Below are 17,312 nucleotides of genomic sequence, written 5' to 3' on the forward strand. Positions count from 1 at the left end.
ACTCAGGCAGGTGTGTTGCGGCGCGGCAGGATCAGCGTGCCGATGCGTTCGTGCAGGATCAGATCCGTCCCCTGCAGGGCGTACAGCAAGGACAGCTTGCGCAGGTTCTCGATCAGCGTGTCGCTGGCGATGCCGTAGTTGCCAACCATTTTCTTGGGTAGAACGAGCCCCTTCTCGGCCCACACGACTTTGACCTTTCCGGCGGTGACGTCCTGGGCAAGGGCGCGGAAGAATTCGCTCATCATGCGCGAGCCGCCAAGGAGCGCGGCGAACGGGTCCGGTGCATCGCGGCGCGTACGGCCCAGAGACGCCGCATCGATGGCGGGCGCCGCGGGTGCGTTTGGTGCCGAGACTGGTTCGGATGCCGAGGTGGCTGGCGCCACCGGAGCGATGGTCGCGTCGGGGAGCGGAGCAGGATCGACGGCTGGCTGCTGGAACAATGCAGCTGCGGCCGCTGCCGCGCTCGGTGCAGGAGGAACCGGCTCATGGACGCTGGCCGGCGCGAGTGCCGTGGCACTGGCTACAGGCGAAGCGGGCGTGACGGCAACCGCCATTTGGTCGGCTGAGGGTGGCACAGTGGTATCGGGAGCGAACACCGCGCGCCGTGCCTTCTGTTCATAGTCCCGAACGGCGGCGACGGCCTGACGCACGATCTTGTGCAACTGGGCTTCTAGGCCATTCGGCATCGGCGCGGGATTGATGGCACCGAACAGTTCGGACAGCACGGGGCCTTCGAGCCATGACAGGGCATCGGCGCCCAAGATCGAGCGCGCGAGTAAAGCGCTGCGCATACGTTCTACCGGCAGCGCCCCTTCGAGCCGGATGACACGGTAGGGGTTCCCGTCGAGCCATGGGTGAAACGCACCGTGCGCGGCCGGCATCCACTGCTCGCCCGTATCCTCGCGTACAAAATGAAAGTATCGGCAGGGCTCATCCAGCCACGTGCAGCAAGCTGCCAGAAAGAGCGCGTAAAGGTACTGCGGCTCCAGCCGGCGACGACGCTCCGATGGTTGGTCGGCGGCGAACTTCTGCCCGCCCGACAGACGCATGGCAAAGTAGGCCGTCTCCACCGTGGCGCGGAAGGCGCCGCCCGGTTCCGCGTGCTGCGCGGGCTGCAATGGCATGGTGGAGAACCAGTTGGCGCAGGCGTGCAGGACCGATAGCCACCTGGCATCGAAATCGGCCGGGTTGGCCTCGTTGGCATATTGCCGGATCAGGGCAATGCGCTTGTCGTGCGAGGCAAGCAGGGAGGCGGCGTCCTGGGGAAGGTGCTGGTTCATCATCCCCCTGCCATTTTCTTGCCAATGTTCCACCCGCCGTGCGCGATGCCGCTCATGGCGGAGCCACCGGTTGCGCCAGATCCGCTCCCGAACACTGCTCCCGCAAACTTGGGAATCTCAAGCGAGACAAGTAGCAGCATGATGGCCATCCCCAACGCGTAGGCCGCTGCCGCGACGGTATCGGTGCCGATTTGATTGACCGTGCCCAAGTCCGGTTCCATGGTGCCTCCGATCAGATTGGAGAGAACGGCCGCGATCACGGTGTACATGCAACCGCCAATCATGAAATCTAGCCACGACATGAAATAGCGACGCGTGTAGTCGGAGAGGGCGAGTGCGACGGCGAGGGGGCCGAGCACGATGCCAACAGCCACTTGAATTTCACCGAGAATCATGAAAAAGGCGTAGACAAAAGACGTCAGGGCCACAACGATGAACGCGAAGAACAACAAGAGGGCACTGACAATCCCTTGCAGCAGCTCACCGGCTGTGATGACGCGCCAGACGGAATCCCAGAGCTTGCCGGCGGTCACGGCCAGCGTTGTCGCGGCGCTCAGCTTGTCGCTGCGGCTGAGGCCTGCGGCCAGGGTCTTGAACCACTCATACAGGCCCTGGGAGAAGCCGTCATAGGCTAGATAGATGGCGGCGAAGATGCCCACCACCGTGATCGTCTCAATGAGGCCGACCCATGCGCCGACGGGGTGCATGGCGCCCATGAAGCGGAAGCTCGCGAGTGTGAGGGTGATGACTGCGAGGGCGAAGGCCAGCTTGTCGGCCTCGGGAGATACCTTGTGGCTCAAACCGAGGGCCGACGCGATCAGGCCACTGGTAATGTTAGTCGCCTGTCCGACGGCCTGCTTCAGGCCCTTTTCAGCACTGTTGGTTGCAGGAGCAGCGGGGTTACCGGCTTGGGCGAACGCGCCGTGCGTGATCAGCCAGCAGGCGAACAGGCACGCCAACAGTGCTCGAAGAATCTGTTTCATGGTCACGCCGTCGGCCTTACTTCCGGAACACACGCGACACCAGCTCGCGCAACTGGGCATCTCGGTCGCGCTGCAACTGGTCGGCGTTGTTCGTGCGCTCGGTTTGCTCGGCATTCGTCTTCTGGTCCTTGACGGCGTCCGCCTGCGTTTTGGCGCCGATCAGTTGCAGCAGGTCGGCATTCTGGCCAGCCATCACGTCCAGCATCTGGTTGGTCAACTGAGCCGTGGCCTGGGCGGTCGTGTTCAGGTTCAGGTCAGACTGCAGGTCTCGCCGGCGCTCGGCGAGCTTCTTGTTGTTGGTTGTCACATCCTGACCAAGATCGAACAGGCGCTTGGCGGTCTTGTCGCCGGTGGCAAGCAAGGTGCGCTGGTCTCGGAACCATTGGTCGGGGGTCTTGCCTGAGGCCGTGACCAGACCCTGCACGTTGGAGAGGAAATCCGCGGTCTGGGTGACGCTGCCATAGAGGTCCTTGACGGCGCTGCCATAAGCCTGGTAACGCGTGATGTCTTCCTGGATGCCCTTGGCCTGGGTGGCCATCGCGATGGGATCGAGGCCGACCGCCTGTTGCAACTGGTTGAGCATCATCTTGCTCTGATAGACGATGTTCGTGTTCTCGTAGATCTCGGTCTTGAGCGCCTGGGCGGCGGTCATCGTGTTCTTGATGAAGTTGGCCGCATCGAATACTGGCCAGCCGCTGGCGTGGGCGAGCGGCGACATCATGAGCGTTGCCGTGACCAGCGCGGCGGAGAGAGCCTTTTTCATGGGTGGGTTCCTGATTGAGGAGGGGAGTTCACTAGCCGCGGGCCAGCACTTCGCGCACATACCGCTCCTGCCAGTCGGGCAGGCCGCTTGCGTAGTGGCGATCGAGCACTTCCTGCGCGTAGCCGTCGGAGCGCAGCATGGCCACCATCTCCTTGCTGAACGCGGTCTGAAGCATTCGACTCTGGCTTCTGGTGGTCCAGTAGTAGTCCCTGTTCGGCACGGCCTCGGCAATCAGCTTGGTCTGATCCAGCGTGAGGCCAAACACATCGCAGTAGAGATCCTTGCTCGTCACGGCCTGACTGTTGGGCAGGTAGATGATGTTGGCGATGTTGTCCTTGAGAATCTCAAAGTCGGCCACGCGGGCAATCTGCTGCAGCGACTGCGTCGCCATCCAGATTGCGCCGTTGAGCTTGCGGATCGTGACGATCCAGGTTTCCAACCGCGCGTAGAAGCGAGGATTGGTGAAGAAGAACCCGGCTTCCTCCACTTCGATGATGGTGTAGCGCGTGCCCATCGACTGGCTGATGCGGTAGAACGCATAGTCCATGAACAGGGCCGCGGCGCGCGGGAAGTTCGAGAACAGGTCGCCCATCTCGATCGAGAGATCGTCGCTGACCTCGAAGGCGTCCTCGACGTGATCGAAGAAGTGACCGTACTGCCCACCCTTTACCCAGATCTGCAGGCGCTCACGCAGCGTGGCGTGTAGCTGCGTACACAGATTCGAGAGTGTCCAGCGCTCACGAGGAAAGCGGGAGAGGATCTGGACAGCCTGGTAGAGATCGGTGCGCTGTTGCGGCGTGCAGCGGAAGTCCTCGTCCTCAATGGCAAACGCCAGCCAGTCGGCGAGGTACGCGTGATTGGCGGCGTCACCGAGCAGGGACAGCGGGTTGGTCTGGGTGGCGGCCTGGAAGCGGCCGGTCACGTCAACGAACTTGCCGCCGGCCAGCAGGGTCGGGATGCGGGTAGAGCGGTCTTTGTCGAAGCGGACGCGTCGTGCGCCCTGACGGCCCGCCTGCGTGACAAGGAAATTGAGGAAGACGGACTTGCCCGCGCCGATGGGGCCGAGTACGAGCAGGTGACCGTTCCCGCCAGGCTGGTGCATGTCCACCCGTTGGGACGTACGATGGCGCGTTGGCAAACAGGTCAGCGGTGGCGTCTCCCGCCCCGACAGGTTGGAGAGCCAGTTGTTGCGGGTTGGGCCGGGCCGCACGGAGCGTAGGGGCGCAATGTCGGAGACCGCCGGGGTCTCTACGAACTGGAGCCGGCGCTGCTTGTCCCAACGACCGGGCAGAGTGCTGTTCCAGGCTGGCAGCAGATTGGCTTTCTCACGAATCGGGGCGAAACCGGCATTGGTGATGGTGCCCACCACCTCGCTCACGGCATCTTCGCATTCCGCCTCGGTGTCGCCGTAGACGATCACGGAGATATTGACGAAGCCATGCTGCTGGCCTTCGGCGGTCAGCCGGCGCAGCGCGTCGCCAGCCTCCGCGGCCAGTTGCTTGCGTCCCTCGTCGTTCTCCGCTTCTTCCTTGGCGGCCATCTGCTTGATGATTGACCAGAGATTGAAGCTGGCCATCTTGTAGAAGCGGCGAATCTTCTCAATGTGGCCGGTCGCCTTATGGGTATCGAGGAAGCGATAGAGAATGCAGACGTCAAGTTCGACATCGAGCTGCGTGAGCGCATCGAGCGCAGCCTCCTGAAAGCCCATCCATTCCTTGATGGCGACGATGGCGGCATAGCGCTTGCCGTGGGCCGACTCAAAGTAGAGCTTGTCCGCGCCGCAGGTAACTTCAGACTCCGTCAGGTGGGTATCCAGCAGCGTGACGGGGAAGCGCACCGGGCGAGGGGGCACGGTAGGGTTGGCCGTCTGGTGCAATGCGGCTAGGCCTTCTTGCATCGACAGGCGAGAGAGGCCGAGCTTGGTTGCGCCCCCGGTGAAGGCGTCGAGCATGGACTCGAAGCGTTTGGCGTCGGCCTCGGTCCGCTCCAGATCGAAGGCAAAGGCATTGCGGGCCAGCAGCACGTCCTTGGCGGTCGCGAACGCGGCGATGGCGACGTTCTTCCCGCCCTCGGTCATGTGGTACGCCATGCGTTCGAAGATCTTGTCGATCCCGTTCTCGGGCGTGTAGGCCAGCGCAAGAGAGTGCGAGTTGTGGAAATACCGGCCGCTGGCCATGTTCTCGCGGTTCAGCGCATCGAGCCGCGCGTCGGAGGCGGCCGGGAAGGTGCCTCCGATGTACTCGCGAGTGCGGCGGTGGCGTAAGCGCCACCAGGCCGTGATGCGACTGTCGAAGCTGCGACAAGCCTGGTCCAGCTGGTCGCGGGCGCCCGACACGTCGTTGCTGTTGGGGCTGTCCGCATCGATGCCGTGAAAATCATAGGTCGCAAGCAGCGAGCCATCCTTGTTGAGCACCAGATCGGGGGTGACGAGTGTCATCCACGGTGCGATCTCTTGCATGGGGCGATGCTTTAGCATGGCAGGTCGCTATCGAAGCCGTACGGGCGGCGAAATCGGGGGCTGAACTTGCCATGCCACGGCACCGGCTTATACACGTCGCCGTAGTGGTTGTAGGCGTTCAGCACGAGGTTCCACCATGGGTCGCGGGTGGTAAGCCAGCGCAAGAAAAGGTGCACGCACAGCCCGAGCAGGAAGAAACCACCCATGGTGACCACGCCGCCCGAGTAGGTTGCGTAGCACAGCAAGGCTGTAATGGTGCCGTTGGCGATGGCTAGGCCCCGAACCGCGCCGCCCATCATGCGGGGCAGGGAGAGTGAGCGGCTGACGGTATGCTGGCGCATGATCAGCAGTACGCGGTGAGGCCCATGTTCTTGGCGATCGGGATCGCGGCCGCGGCAATGCCTACGCCGACAATTGCCGTCATGACAATCTTGACGATGGTCGATTCGGAATTGGCGATGCCGACTGCTCCAAGAATGATGACGACGACGCCGATCACGAAGAGTACCGGGCCGCTCACCAAAGCCATGATTGCGCAGATCATGTTTGTGAGGCCGCTGAACATCCCAAGGTCGGCTGCAAAGGCGCTTTGCGCGCTCAAAAGCAGCGCGGCCCCTAGCAAAAGGGCTGCTTGTTGCGAACGGATGCGGTTGGCTCTGGCTTGTAGGCCGGGCAGCGATTTGGGTCGGAACATGGGTTGTTGCACTCCTAGTTAGAAAACACGTTTGACGACATAGTCGTTTTGGTCGAAGCCCTGGATCTCCAGGATTTCCGATACGTGCCGCATCTCGCCCGTGCGGCGCATGTGCAGGACGTATTGAAAGCACTCGGCGATGAGCTTGCGCATGTCATTGAGCTCCCAGCGGGAGCCGGCTGGGATGCCTAGCATCGCCATACCCTCGAGGCGCGACAAGGCAGAGCGGGCGTTGTTCGCGTGCATCGATGCCATGCCGCCGTCGTGGCCGGTGTTGAGCGCTTGCAGCAGGTCGTAGGCTTCGCCGCTACGGACTTCGCCCACGAGGATGCGATCGGGGCGAAAGCGCAGGGATAGGGCCACCAGTTGCTGGGTGGTCACGCGAGTGTCTGTGTTGGAGAGCAGGCGCACCTTGTTGGGCACGGACATCTTGAGTTCCATCGTGTCTTCGATGGAGAGCACGCGCTCGCTGTGGGGAATCTCGGCCACCAACGCGTTGAGCAGCGTCGTTTTGCCCGACGAGGTCCCGCCCGCGACCAGAATGTTCTTGCGCTGCCTGACCAATTCGGTGAGGGCGTCCTTGAGCGCATCGTCTTCCAGCGGCCCGTTGAAGATGGGCTTGTCGTTGGCAGTGCTGCGCGCCACTCGCGAGGAGAAGGCGCCCATCTCGACGTAGTCGGCGAGCGACAGGTTCTTCTCGCGATGGCGACGGATGCTGAGGGCGTTGCCGTCGATGGCGGTCGGCTGCATGACAGCGGCAATCCGCATGCCCTGATAGCCGGCGTTGATGATGCCCTGGTCGGTGCCGCGTACGGCGGACTTCTGCACTGAGGCGGCGAGTGCGCGGATCGCGCCTTCGATCATCGCTGGATCGAGCCGGATATCCAGTTGCTGGAGTTCACCGTGCCGCTCGATCCAGACGCTGTCGGCATGATTGATCATGACCTCCGCAACGTCGGGCGCTTCGACATAGCTCTTAATGGGACCAAGCGCCTCGAAGAACATCGCGACCGCGCTCGCTTCGAGTTGGTCGAACTGGAGGGGGGAATGTGCGGTCGTTTCGGACATGCCGCTATTGTTCTTGTTCGGCGTGCGCGTGTGCGGCCAAAAGCTATGCGATTTTCGCGAGCTTTCTGCGGATATCGCACTCGGGCATGGGATCAAGTACATATGGACCCCACTCATAGGACGGCGAACTGACTTGCTACTGGCTTGGTGGTCAGCGGCGGCTAGTGCTTTCAGTCCAACAGGTTGGACTGGAATCTGGGGAAAGACGACAAGAAAGTGTGAGCTTTTGGGGAATAGGTCGGACGCCTCATCGTGCATCGGACCGAAGAGGACCGTACGAATAGCTTCCGTCGTCCACGCGAGAGAGATGTATCTCGGGCGCCGTGTCTAACTTCCAATAAGCGGAAAGCTGTCGAAAATCGCATAGCTTTCGAGGCGCAACAGGGCGCGAATCACTGGTTCAATTAGCGGCATCCAAACGGGGTGCCGCATGCCACTGTTCTCACGTAGCAATCAAGCCAAGAAGGATCTCTCTCCCGCTCCCGGCATGTACGCCGGCGACGATGTCACGCAGTTTCTGTTCGATCGGACTGCGCGCGTCGTGGTGGAGCGCAATCACTGGAAGCTGGCCGCGCTGGTTGCCGCGTTGATCGCCGTCGCAGCGGTGATGACCCGCCAGCCTCCGGAGCCGGTGGTGCGGGTGGTCGGCGTGTCGGGCGATGCCAATGGCAGGCCGGTCGCACGCGAGTTGGAGGCCTACCAGCCGAAGGCGCTGGAGATCCAGGTCGCGTTTCGTGATCTTGTCACGCGCATGTTCACCATCGAGCCCGTGCTCACGGCGCAAATCGAAGACTCTCGCATCTTCCAGAACATCAACAGCGCGAAGAAGCAGATGGTGGGCGCGGCGCGCGAGCAGTTCGAGAAGTGGTTGTCCGAGGACGCGCCATTCCGAGCCATCGCGCAAAGTCCGACCCTGGTGCGTGAGGTGCAGGTCACCAATATCGCCTTGCTGCCCGACAACACGGTGGCTGTGGAGTTCGTCACGTCAATCCGCGATGAAGGCGCGAGGCCGCGTAAGCAGCGCTATGCGATGACGTTCCGCTACCAGATTGACCCGCCGAAGAGCGACGCCGCCCTTACTGCGAATCCGTTTGGCATCTACCCCGTCTTCTTCAGCATCCAGAAGTCCGCTGCCTGACCATGTCCAAGTCCCTGCGCACCACCCTTACCGTTGCTGGCCTGACCGCAGCCATTTGCCTTGCGCTATCGGCCAGACCGGGATTCTCCGCCGAGAAGCCGTCGCGCAAGGCGCCTGCCCCGCTGCCCACACTGGGTATTGGCGATATGGCCGACGCGATGAATCCGATGAACCCGTTCAACGGCGGGGCCGAACCGGTGGCCCTACCCGGCGATTCGCGTCTGGTGGTATTTCCGTACAGCGCCGATCAGATCTTTCGTGTGCTGACGGCGCCCCTGAAGGTGACGACCATCGAGTTTGCCGCCGATGAACAGATCCTCGGCGACCCGGCGTGGGGCGAGAACATCCGCTGGAGTTTTGATACCGATGGGGCGAATCACCTCTATGTGAAGCCGCACGCCGCGGGGCTGGTGAATACGCTGTCTGTCAATACCAACAAGCGCAGCTACGAATTTACGCTGGTCTCCTCGCCGCTTGGCGGGATCTTCTACCAGAAGGTAAGGTTTCGTGTGCAGACGCCGTTCGGCGCCAAGGTCAAGGCTCGCAACGACGTGCAAGGCCAGGAGAGCGAACGCGGAAGTGGCGGCGTGCCCGCCGATGCCGTTGCTGTCTCGCCGGACAAGCTGAACTTCGACTATGGCGTGTCGGGTGACGCCAGCTTCAAGCCCGAGACCGTCTTCGACGACGGCAAAGCGATCTGGATGCGCATGCCAAAGACGACGGAATGGCCGGTCGCGCTGGTGAGAGATGGTAGCGACTACGTGGTGGCCAACTTCATCCGGCGTGGTGACTTCCTCGTGCTGCAACGCCTGGCCGACGAGGTCGCCCTCCGCTCGGGCGACACGGAAGTCATCGTGCAACGCGGCAAACGCCGCTTCCTGGGTCTCTTCTGAGGAGGTGCACCGTGAAGCCGCAATCCGTGACTGACGTTTCCGACGCGCAAGAGCGCCTGACCAAAGGGAAGGTGCCCCGCAATATCGTGATCTCACTTGGCGTGGTGGCTGCCGCGCTGGTCGGCTCGCTTGGCTACTACTACCAGAGCGGCATGGAGTCGGACCTGGCCAAGCAAGCCGAAGAGAAGAAGGCGAAGAAGCTGCAGGAGCGCACCGGCAACCCGGACAACGGTGGACTGGAGCAATTGATCCGCAAGCAGCAGGATGACGCCCGCAAGGAGGCGGATAAGCAAGCTGTCGAAGCGGTGAAGGCCGAGCCCGCAGGAAAGGGACCGGTCATGACAGCGAAGGATTTTGTGCAGCCGTCAGCCGGTACGGCTGCCCCTGCCGGTGAATTGGCGAAGGCCAATGATCTGGATACCGTCATGACCTCGCCGATTTTCAAGGCCGACGGCAAGGCCCTGCGACGGGATGCCGGCAAGCGTCAGCCGGACCTGGCAGGCGTGGTCGATCCAGTCTTGATGCGCGCGCAGCAGCAGTCTGCGGTGGCGAATATGGACGGCGTGGGTGGCGCTGGCTACCCGGGCGGCATGGGGGCAGGAGCCCAAGGCGCCGCACCGGCCGGCCCGACCTCGAGCGACAAGGAGTTCCTGCGCGGCGCGGCGGCCACGGGCTTTACTCGCACAGGGTTCGCTGGAAAGCTGGCACCTTGCACGGTGAGCCAGGGGTTCATCATTCCCGCCACCTTCGTTGGGGGCCTGAATTCCGACAAGCCGGGAGAGTTCCGCGCGGTCGTCTCCCAGGACGTGTACGACACAGTGCGTGGCGATTGCAAGGCGATCCCGGCGGGTTCCACGCTGGTGGGCACGTACAGCAGTGACATTGCCATTGGGCAGGAGCGCATCCTGGCCGCCTTTGTCCGCATGCAACTGCCCAACGGGAAGTGGGTTCCGCTGCTCGGCATGGGGGGCGCGGACCCGAACGGCTACGCCGGCATCAGTGGCGACGTCAACAACCATTTCTTCAAGATCTTTGCTGGTGCGCTGATTATCGGCGTATTGGAGCAGCACTTTAACGACTCCAACACGGCGACGACGGTCGGCCCCAATGGGCTGACGACCTACGGGAACACCGCCGGACAGGTGGCGGCCCAAACGGCACAGTCCATTCTGAACCGTAACCAGAACATCCGCCCGACGATCACGACCAAGCCGGGACAAAAGCTGCTCGTGCAGGTCAAGCACGACATCGTGCTGGAGCCGTACCGTGACTAAGTTTGGTGTTGCCGCCCTGCTAGCCCTGGCCATGTCAGGCGCCGCTGCGCAGACCATCGAGGCCATGGTGAGTCCGACTGCGCTCGTGGTGCGTGAGGGCACGGCTGCCCGTGTGGTCACGCTGCCGGGCAAGCCAGTCCTCTACTGCGGGCTGGATCCGTTCCTCGGCTGGTCAGCGCGTCTGATCGGAGCCACCTTGCGCACGGTGCCGGGGCTCCAACCGGTTCTTGAGGCCAACGGTAAGTCTCTACCGCTGGCAGCGCTGCTGGCCCGCGACGGTTGGCTGCGTCCAGAGCGACTGGACGACGGCGCACAGGTTGCGCTGGTTGAGCGTCGCGGCGGATGGGCGTGCGCGCCCAAGACCGAGCCCTTCGCGGAGATGAGCGCCAGGGTCGACCCGCGGATTCTGGCCGGCATCGCCATGAACGAGTCGGCCTATCGAGGTCGTCCGTGGCCGTGGACGCTTAACGTCGCCGGGCGCGGCTTGTACTTCGCCACGCGCGAGGACGCGCACGCCGCCATCGAGCAACTGCTGGCGGCCAAGCGCTGTGACTTTGACGTGGGACTTATGCAGATTAACTGGTGCTACCACGGCAAGCGCTTCGCCTCGGCGTGGGACGCCCTGAGCCCTGCCACCAACATCCGTGTGGCTGAGACGCTTCTTGTCGACAACCTGCAGCGCAGCGGCTCCGCAATGAAGGCTGTGGCTTGGTACCACAGCGCGGACCCGGCACGCGGCGGCCCGTACTTCAGCCGATTCATGAATCACTATCAGGCATTGCAACGATGATGAAGCCGCTTCTGATCTCCGTGCTGGCCCTGGCGGCGAGCGGCGCTGCCTTCGCAGCGGATACCGATCCGCTTGACTTCGACTACCAGGTGGTGGCGCGGGCGAGTGATCGTCCTGCGCTCATCTTCAATGACGGGGTGTCAACGTATGTGCAGCCACGGGCCGGGCAGAACGTCTCCGCAGACGGCGCGCAGCAGAATGGGCCGTACTGGGTGATCGACGGAGTGCCAGATGTGGTGCGCTACAGCGTGAACGGCCAGCAGGTCGTGGCACGCTTGAAGCGTGCGAATGGCTTCACGACTGAGCCGCAGGCTGTGGCCGGTGACTCCGGAAGCCGCGCGGCAATTTTGGGGCGAATTGCCTTGATTGGCAATTACACGACGCTGCCACTCGTTCGCGCGGGACGCTGGTCCATGCCGCTGGCGCAAACGGTCAAGACCATCGCACCGGTTGGCTGGACCGGCACGGCGCAGAAGGATATCCCGCTCACCGATGAGGTTTCGCTTGAACTGCATAGCGGCGAGAATTGGCTCCAGGCGCTTTCGCGCCTGCTGGAGCGGCGCAATCTCTACGCGGAAGTGGACTTTGCTCGCCGCAACATCGGCCTGCGCGCCTCGCCGCCCAAGGGCTTCGCCGTAGCCGGTGAGGTGCCCGGCGAAGCAGCGCCGGGCAGGGCGCTACAGGCTGCAGCCAGCGGCCAGGCTACAGCAGCTCCGGTAGTCCCGCCAACCCCGGCAACCGCGGTGGCGCCGGCGCACTCCGACTCCACGCCACCCTCGGCTTCCGTCGCTGGGAATCTGGTGCCAGAGGGACCGACGCTGGCCTCCGCGTTTGGCGCGGTGGCGATCCGCGACAACAAGCAGGGCCGGATTGAGATCCGGTTCGACACTGAGCCCAAGGACCTGGTGCTGCGCGACGCGTCCGACAGCAAGATCTGGACGAAGTGGGATGGAGCCCGGCGTGTCTTGTCGTTCTCCACGGTCGACCGCTTCACGGCGAGCGCGGAAGGCAAGTCCGTGCAGGTGACTCGCGCGCCCGAGATCGACTACGAGTTCCCGCGCGAGAACAGCGCTGGCCTGGACATGATCTTTGAGAAGGACGGGGCGACTTACCTGAGCTTCGCGAAGTCGCTGGTCAGCGTCTCCGTTTTCGGCGATGACCACCAGCGCAACGGCGAACAGAAGGACCGCTACTACAAGTTCAACGGCATCGCAGCGCGCCTGACCATCATCGCAGACGGCAGCGTGGTCTACGTGGACCGTGTGCCGCAGGTCCGGTTCAAGGAACGGCCCGGGAAGGTGGGGCTGTGAACCTTGGCATGATCGCGTCCCTCATCGCCTTGGCCGTGCTGGCCAGTAGTGCTCGCGCAGACTGTCTGGACGATGCCGCGGTGTTTCACGGCATCAGCCCGCTTTTGCTGCGCAGCATTGCTCTGCAAGAGTCTGGCATGCGGTCATGGGTCACCAACCGTAATGCCAACGGCTCCGAGGATATCGGCCTCATGCAGATCAACTCGATCCACCTCCCAAGGCTGGCCCAGTATGGCCTCACGCGTCAGCACCTCTTCAACGGGTGCGTCAATGCCTACGTGGGTGCGTGGATTCTGCGCGAGAACATCCAGCGCTTTGGCCCGACGTGGAAGGCAGTGGGTGCCTACAACGCGTCCTCGCCCGATAAGCAGTTGCGGTACGCCAACCAGATTCATGCGCGGTGGCAGGCGCTACAAAGCGCCGCCTTGCGGTAGTTCCAACCGTTCATTTGAAAGCAACGCTATGTGCCATTCCTCACGAACCATCCGCATTGCCGTCGCCACAGCGTCGCTTCTGAGCTGCGTCGTCCTCGCACCGTCAGTCCACGCTGCACAGCTGTCGACTGACGGCTGGCAGTCATTGCAGCCAACACGAGCCAGCAAGGCCGCCATTGACACTACGCTGCTGGCCTCAAATCACCCGTCGCTAGGGGCGTCGAGCCAGCCCAATGTGCAGTCAGCCGCTAGTGCTGCACCAGCGGTCGCGCCTGCAGCCGCCCTACCAGTCGCGCCGGTCGTCGGTGATGTCTACCGCCTCGTGAAAGGCGAGCCGCTTCAACAACAGCTTCAAAGGTGGGCCGCACGTGCCGGTTGGACCGTGGCTTGGAATGTACCGGATGGCTGGATCGTGCCGGGTGACAAAGACTATGGCGGCGACTTCGAGGGCGCGGTGCAGCGAGTGGTCGAGGAGCTGGCCAGCAACGGCGCCGATGTGGTCGGCGACAGCTGGCGCGGCAACCGCACAGTAATCATCAGCCAAAACGGAGTCGTGCAATGAACATGCAATGCCAACGCTTTACCGCCGCCGCCGCCGTTGCGGCAGCCACCTTGCTGTCGGGTTGCGGCGTGATGCAGACCCGTGAAGTTCAAAGCGGGATCTCAGCCGACGCGCAGGCACGCTACGCCGATGCCCCGCGCAGCCGCCCCGTGTTCCGAGTTCATGAGGGCGCGTGGTTGCTCGGCGAGAAGATCCGCGCCAGCAAGCCGCAGCCCGACATCTACGGCAAGCACGTGGTGTTCAAGGGCACCATTGGCTCGCTGAACGAGGCCGCCAACTGGATCGCACAGAGCGTCGGCGTGCGCGCGACCGTGGAGCCGTCGGCGCTCGCCTTGATGACTGGCGCGTCCACGACTGCCTCGGCGTCCGCGATACCGGCAGGTTCTGCCCGGCCGAACGGGCCGATCCCGACTGGTGGCATGCCGCGCGTGGACCTGGCCGCACCGCTGGCCGGGGCGCCCGTGTCGGGCGTGGGCGCCGGTGTCGCGGCGGTATTGCCGCTGACTCTGCGCTACGGAGGCAACTTCAAGGGCTTTCTGGATGCCGTCGAGGCACATTTCGGTGTCTGGTCCCGCTACAACGATGGCACGGTGACGTTCTTCAGGACGGAAACCCGTACCTTCATGCTGCCGAGCCTTGCCGATGCGTCGTCCATGAACGGTTCGATCACCACGGCGGACAGCAGCTCCGGCGGGATCTCGGGGGCAACCGGCAACGGGGGCGGTGCCGGCGGTGGCGGCGGCGCCGGTAGGACCGGGCAGACGATGAACATGTTCATCGAGATGAAGCCGTGGGAGACCCTCCAGGCCACCGCGAAAGCTGTCGCAGGTACGACCGCGGAAGTCGTTGTCGACAAGAATCTCGGCACGCTGACGGTCACGGGTGATCCGGTGCAGTGCGATCGCATTGAACAGTTCGTGAAGAGCCTGGCCGCCATGTACGGCAAACAGGTCGCCATCGACGTTCAGGTCTACGAAGTGCGTGTCACGCGCGACGACAACTACGGGCTGAACCTCTCGCTCGCCTACCAGAGCTCCAGCGGCCAGCCTGGCGTCTCATTCAGTTCGGCCAGCACGCCGACGGTCTCGGGTGGTGCTTCGCCTGCGACGCTGGGCGCAACAATCATGAGTGGCCCGTTTGCTGGCAGCAAGGCCGTGGTTCAGGCGCTTTCGACGCTGGGCAACGTGTCCCAAGTGGTTTCGCGATCGGGCGTGACGCAGAACGGCAAGGTGTTGGCCCTGCAGACCGCCACGTTGCAGGACTACGTCGCCCAGGCGCAGACGACGCTGGCCGCGAACGTGGGGTCAACCAGCTCGATCCAGACCGGAACGGTCACCTACGGCTTTACGAGCAACTTCCTGCCGAAGGTCGTCGATGGGCGGATTCTGATGAACTTCGACATGACGCTGTCGGACCTCTTGCCACTACAGCCGTTCAAGTCCGGCGGCGAGGCGAATCAGAGCACGGTGCAGCTTCGCACGATGCCGACCAATCGGTTCACGCAGTCGATCACGCTGAAGCCCGGCGAATCGCTGGTCCTCACGGGTCTGCGTAATCAGAAGGCAACGACGACCAACAATGGAATCGGCGAGCCGTGGATGGCCGCGCTCGGCGGTGGTGTTGGCGCCACCCGGGGCGATACGGTCATAGCCATCATGATCTCGGCCCGCTTGCTGTAACACGGAGACAATCCCATGCAGAAACGCGCATTCATTCGTCGTTGGACGCCGTTCGCTCTGGCCGGCGCCGCCATCGTGTGTCAGGCGGCAGCCTTCCCGGTCAACGCGGCGGCAATGTCCAACCCAGCCGCGGCGGCGATCGCGGCAGCCGGGGCCAGTCCGGTGACCGCACAACCGGCCTCAGGTGTAGCGGCACAGCCGTCCCTACGCGGAACGGCTTCGTCTGCGGCGAACAATCTGCCTCCCGCCACCAGCAGCGGACCTGCCGGCGAGGCGGCTCAGGTACCACGCCATACCGACGCGCCCGAGTTGGCAGCGCTGCAGGCCCAAATCGCCTTGTGGAAGGCGCGCGCCGAAATCGCCAAATACAAAGCGGAGGTTAAGCGCGCGGAGGACTCGCTGACTGCCGCTGCGCCGGGCACCGCACCGACTGGCGGTGCACCCGCCATCTCGTTGACTGCCCCGATGCCGACTGGCGGCGGTGCTATCGGTGATCGCGTCAAGGGCATTTCGCCGGAAGCGCCCCGGCTGGTGTCGCTGCGCGCGTTTGATGGGCATTTCAACGCCATCGTTGATGTCAACGGCCGCACGGTCCCGGTGCAACCCGGTGACGCTCTCGACGGGGGCTGGAAGGTCGTGAGCATCGACGACGGTGGCGTCAAGCTTGCCAACGGCAAGCGCGTGCGCGTGTTGAGGCCGTAAGCCATGGCGGAAGTCCTGTCATTTCCCGGGCTGAAGGGCGGCTTTGCAATCGGACTGTCCTGGCAGCATGAGGAAGCCCAACCAAGCAAGAGCGCGCTTCGTGCGCGAGCGCTGGACCTTGGCCGCAACGTCCGTTGGTGCGCGGTGCACGTAAGCGCAGAGGGCGCCATCCAGACCGGATTTTGTGAACCCGTCACGGGCGTTGAGCCGGCTGGCCTGAAGCCTCTCGCAGCGATCGTGGCGGGTCAGCACCGGCAGCCATGGATGGGGCTGTTTCACCTCCGGGGCAACCTCTACTGGTATGTCGCAGTCCGACAGGGACACGCCGTCATCGCCGGCGGCGACCGGGTCGGCACGCTGGAGGAGCTCAATCCGATTCGTGACCGGCATCGTGCCCTCGGGGAATGGACGGAGAACGAAGGCACCATGCGCGATCTCGCGGCCATGGCGCGCGCTTCGAAAGGCGTGTCAGTCATGCGAGATGCACTGACCGGACCCTGGAAGTCGAAGTCCTACGCGTTGGCTGCGGTGGCGGGCGTGATGGCCCTGATCGCGGGCGGCTGGTACTGGTATGAGCAGCAGCAGGAGGCCGAGCGTGAGGCACAGTTGATGCGACAGCGCGCCATCGCGGCGGCGCAACGTGCCAACGAGGCGGCTCGCAAACAGGCAGCGCCCTGGGTCGAGATTGCTGCGCCGACGGACTTCATGCGGGCGTGCCACCGCGCGTGGGACCGGCAGCCCCTCTCGGATACGGGCTGGACGCTGGCTGGATGGCGATGCAAGCCGGCCACATCGACTGCACTGGCGATCGAGACCACATGGAAGCGTGAAGGTGGTGTGGCCGACAACGCGCCGGGCGTGCTGTCCGCAGATGGGAATCTGGCCACGGAGACGCTGAGCGCACCGGCTGCCTTCCTGCCTTCCTCCCGCGCCGTGCTCTCGTCGGTCCAGGCGCAGCGCGCGATGTGGACCTATGCGCAGGCGAACGGCTTGAGCTTGCAGCTGACGATGCCACCCGCGCTGCCGCCAGCGGATGGGAAGAACCCGGTTGACCCGTGGCTGGTGATGACCGCAGATCTTGGCTTCGGCGAGCCCCCATGGCTGGGCCCGGGCGAGGGGATTGACGCCGTGGCCGGCGTTCGCCTGATGGAGATCAGCTACGAAGCGGCCAACCAGGCATGGAAAGGGACAGCGAAGCTTTACGCAATGCGCAACGGCGCGAGGAATGAATGATGATCTGGACAATCACGCGTCTTTGGCGCGGCCCAGGCAAAGGGACAGGGC

The 17,312-nt window shown here is 63.7% G+C and carries 17 protein-coding genes; 10 read left to right on the forward strand and 7 right to left on the reverse strand.

The genetic code is table 11. From position 1 onward, the window contains the following. Positions 1–2 precede the first annotated feature (2 nt). From ACIGJC_RS29875 to ACIGJC_RS29905, 7 genes are read right to left on the reverse strand one after another with little or no spacing between them, the layout of a single operon-like run. On the reverse strand, positions 3–1,280 hold the full coding sequence (locus ACIGJC_RS29875; RefSeq protein ID WP_483715203.1) for a TraI domain-containing protein: 1,278 nt from the start codon (positions 1,278–1,280) through the stop codon (positions 3–5). Next, positions 1,280–2,263, reverse strand: a complete 984-nt coding sequence (locus ACIGJC_RS29880; protein WP_483715167.1) for a type IV secretion system protein — start codon at positions 2,261–2,263, stop codon at positions 1,280–1,282. Before ACIGJC_RS29880 ends, ACIGJC_RS29875 begins: the two co-directional genes overlap by 1 nt. A gap of 16 nt (positions 2,264–2,279) precedes the next feature. Further along, positions 2,280–3,026 (reverse strand): conjugal transfer protein TrbJ, encoded by a 747-nt coding sequence (locus ACIGJC_RS29885; RefSeq protein WP_483715169.1) that lies wholly within the window; start codon positions 3,024–3,026, stop codon positions 2,280–2,282. A 31-nt stretch (positions 3,027–3,057) separates the two neighbouring features. Next, the gene (locus tag ACIGJC_RS29890) at positions 3,058–5,502 is read right to left on the reverse strand and encodes a VirB4 family type IV secretion system protein (protein ID WP_483715171.1); all 2,445 of its coding nucleotides are present in this window, start codon (positions 5,500–5,502) and stop codon (positions 3,058–3,060) included. Continuing rightward, the gene (locus ACIGJC_RS29895) at positions 5,496–5,825 is read right to left on the reverse strand and encodes a conjugal transfer protein (RefSeq protein WP_223999991.1); all 330 of its coding nucleotides are present in this window, start codon (positions 5,823–5,825) and stop codon (positions 5,496–5,498) included. Before ACIGJC_RS29895 ends, ACIGJC_RS29890 begins: the two co-directional genes overlap by 7 nt. A gap of 2 nt (positions 5,826–5,827) precedes the next feature. Further along, entirely contained in the window at positions 5,828–6,178 is a 351-nt protein-coding gene (locus ACIGJC_RS29900) for a TrbC/VirB2 family protein (protein WP_483714533.1), read from the reverse strand. An 18-nt stretch (positions 6,179–6,196) separates the two neighbouring features. Beyond that, entirely contained in the window at positions 6,197–7,246 is a 1,050-nt protein-coding gene (locus ACIGJC_RS29905) for a TadA family conjugal transfer-associated ATPase (RefSeq protein WP_483714535.1), read from the reverse strand. Positions 7,247–7,676: 430 nt separating this feature from the next. Here ACIGJC_RS29905 and ACIGJC_RS29910 point away from each other — a divergent pair, with 430 nt between their 5' ends. From ACIGJC_RS29910 to pilO2, 10 genes are all read left to right on the forward strand, one after another. Then, on the forward strand, positions 7,677–8,384 hold the full coding sequence (locus ACIGJC_RS29910) for a VirB8 family type IV secretion system protein (protein ID WP_483714536.1): 708 nt from the start codon (positions 7,677–7,679) through the stop codon (positions 8,382–8,384). 2 nt (positions 8,385–8,386) lie between these two features. Continuing rightward, positions 8,387–9,277 (forward strand): TrbG/VirB9 family P-type conjugative transfer protein, encoded by an 891-nt coding sequence (locus tag ACIGJC_RS29915; RefSeq protein ID WP_483714537.1) that lies wholly within the window; start codon positions 8,387–8,389, stop codon positions 9,275–9,277. A 104-nt stretch (positions 9,278–9,381) separates the two neighbouring features. Next, positions 9,382–10,551 carry a TraB/TrbI/VirB10 family type IV secretion system protein gene (locus tag ACIGJC_RS29920; RefSeq protein WP_483714539.1) on the forward strand — a complete coding sequence of 390 codons (1,170 nt, stop codon included), beginning with the start codon at positions 9,382–9,384 and terminating at the stop codon, positions 10,549–10,551. A gap of 31 nt (positions 10,552–10,582) precedes the next feature. Beyond that, complete coding sequence (locus ACIGJC_RS29925; RefSeq protein ID WP_483715204.1) at positions 10,583–11,341, forward strand: lysozyme family protein; 759 nt, start codon at positions 10,583–10,585, stop codon at positions 11,339–11,341. Then, complete coding sequence (locus ACIGJC_RS29930) at positions 11,338–12,651, forward strand: TrbG/VirB9 family P-type conjugative transfer protein (protein ID WP_483714540.1); 1,314 nt, start codon at positions 11,338–11,340, stop codon at positions 12,649–12,651. The genes ACIGJC_RS29925 and ACIGJC_RS29930 overlap by 4 nt, the downstream gene beginning before the upstream one ends. 8 nt (positions 12,652–12,659) lie before the next feature. Continuing rightward, the gene (locus ACIGJC_RS29935; RefSeq protein ID WP_483714541.1) at positions 12,660–13,085 is read left to right on the forward strand and encodes a lytic transglycosylase domain-containing protein; all 426 of its coding nucleotides are present in this window, start codon (positions 12,660–12,662) and stop codon (positions 13,083–13,085) included. Between the two features lie 322 nt (positions 13,086–13,407). Next, entirely contained in the window at positions 13,408–13,647 is a 240-nt protein-coding gene (locus tag ACIGJC_RS29940; RefSeq protein ID WP_483714542.1) for a toxin co-regulated pilus biosynthesis Q family protein, read from the forward strand. 71 nt (positions 13,648–13,718) lie between these two features. Beyond that, complete coding sequence (locus ACIGJC_RS29945; RefSeq protein ID WP_483714543.1) at positions 13,719–15,326, forward strand: type II secretion system protein GspD; 1,608 nt, start codon at positions 13,719–13,721, stop codon at positions 15,324–15,326. Between the two features lie 15 nt (positions 15,327–15,341). Beyond that, entirely contained in the window at positions 15,342–16,028 is a 687-nt protein-coding gene (gene pilP, locus ACIGJC_RS29950) for a type IV pilus biogenesis protein PilP (protein ID WP_483714544.1), read from the forward strand. 3 nt (positions 16,029–16,031) lie between these two features. Then, complete coding sequence (pilO2, locus tag ACIGJC_RS29955) at positions 16,032–17,261, forward strand: type 4b pilus protein PilO2 (RefSeq protein WP_483714545.1); 1,230 nt, start codon at positions 16,032–16,034, stop codon at positions 17,259–17,261. Positions 17,262–17,312 lie beyond the last annotated feature (51 nt).

It is taken from the genome of Cupriavidus sp. C3SS-1 (assembly GCF_057073755.1).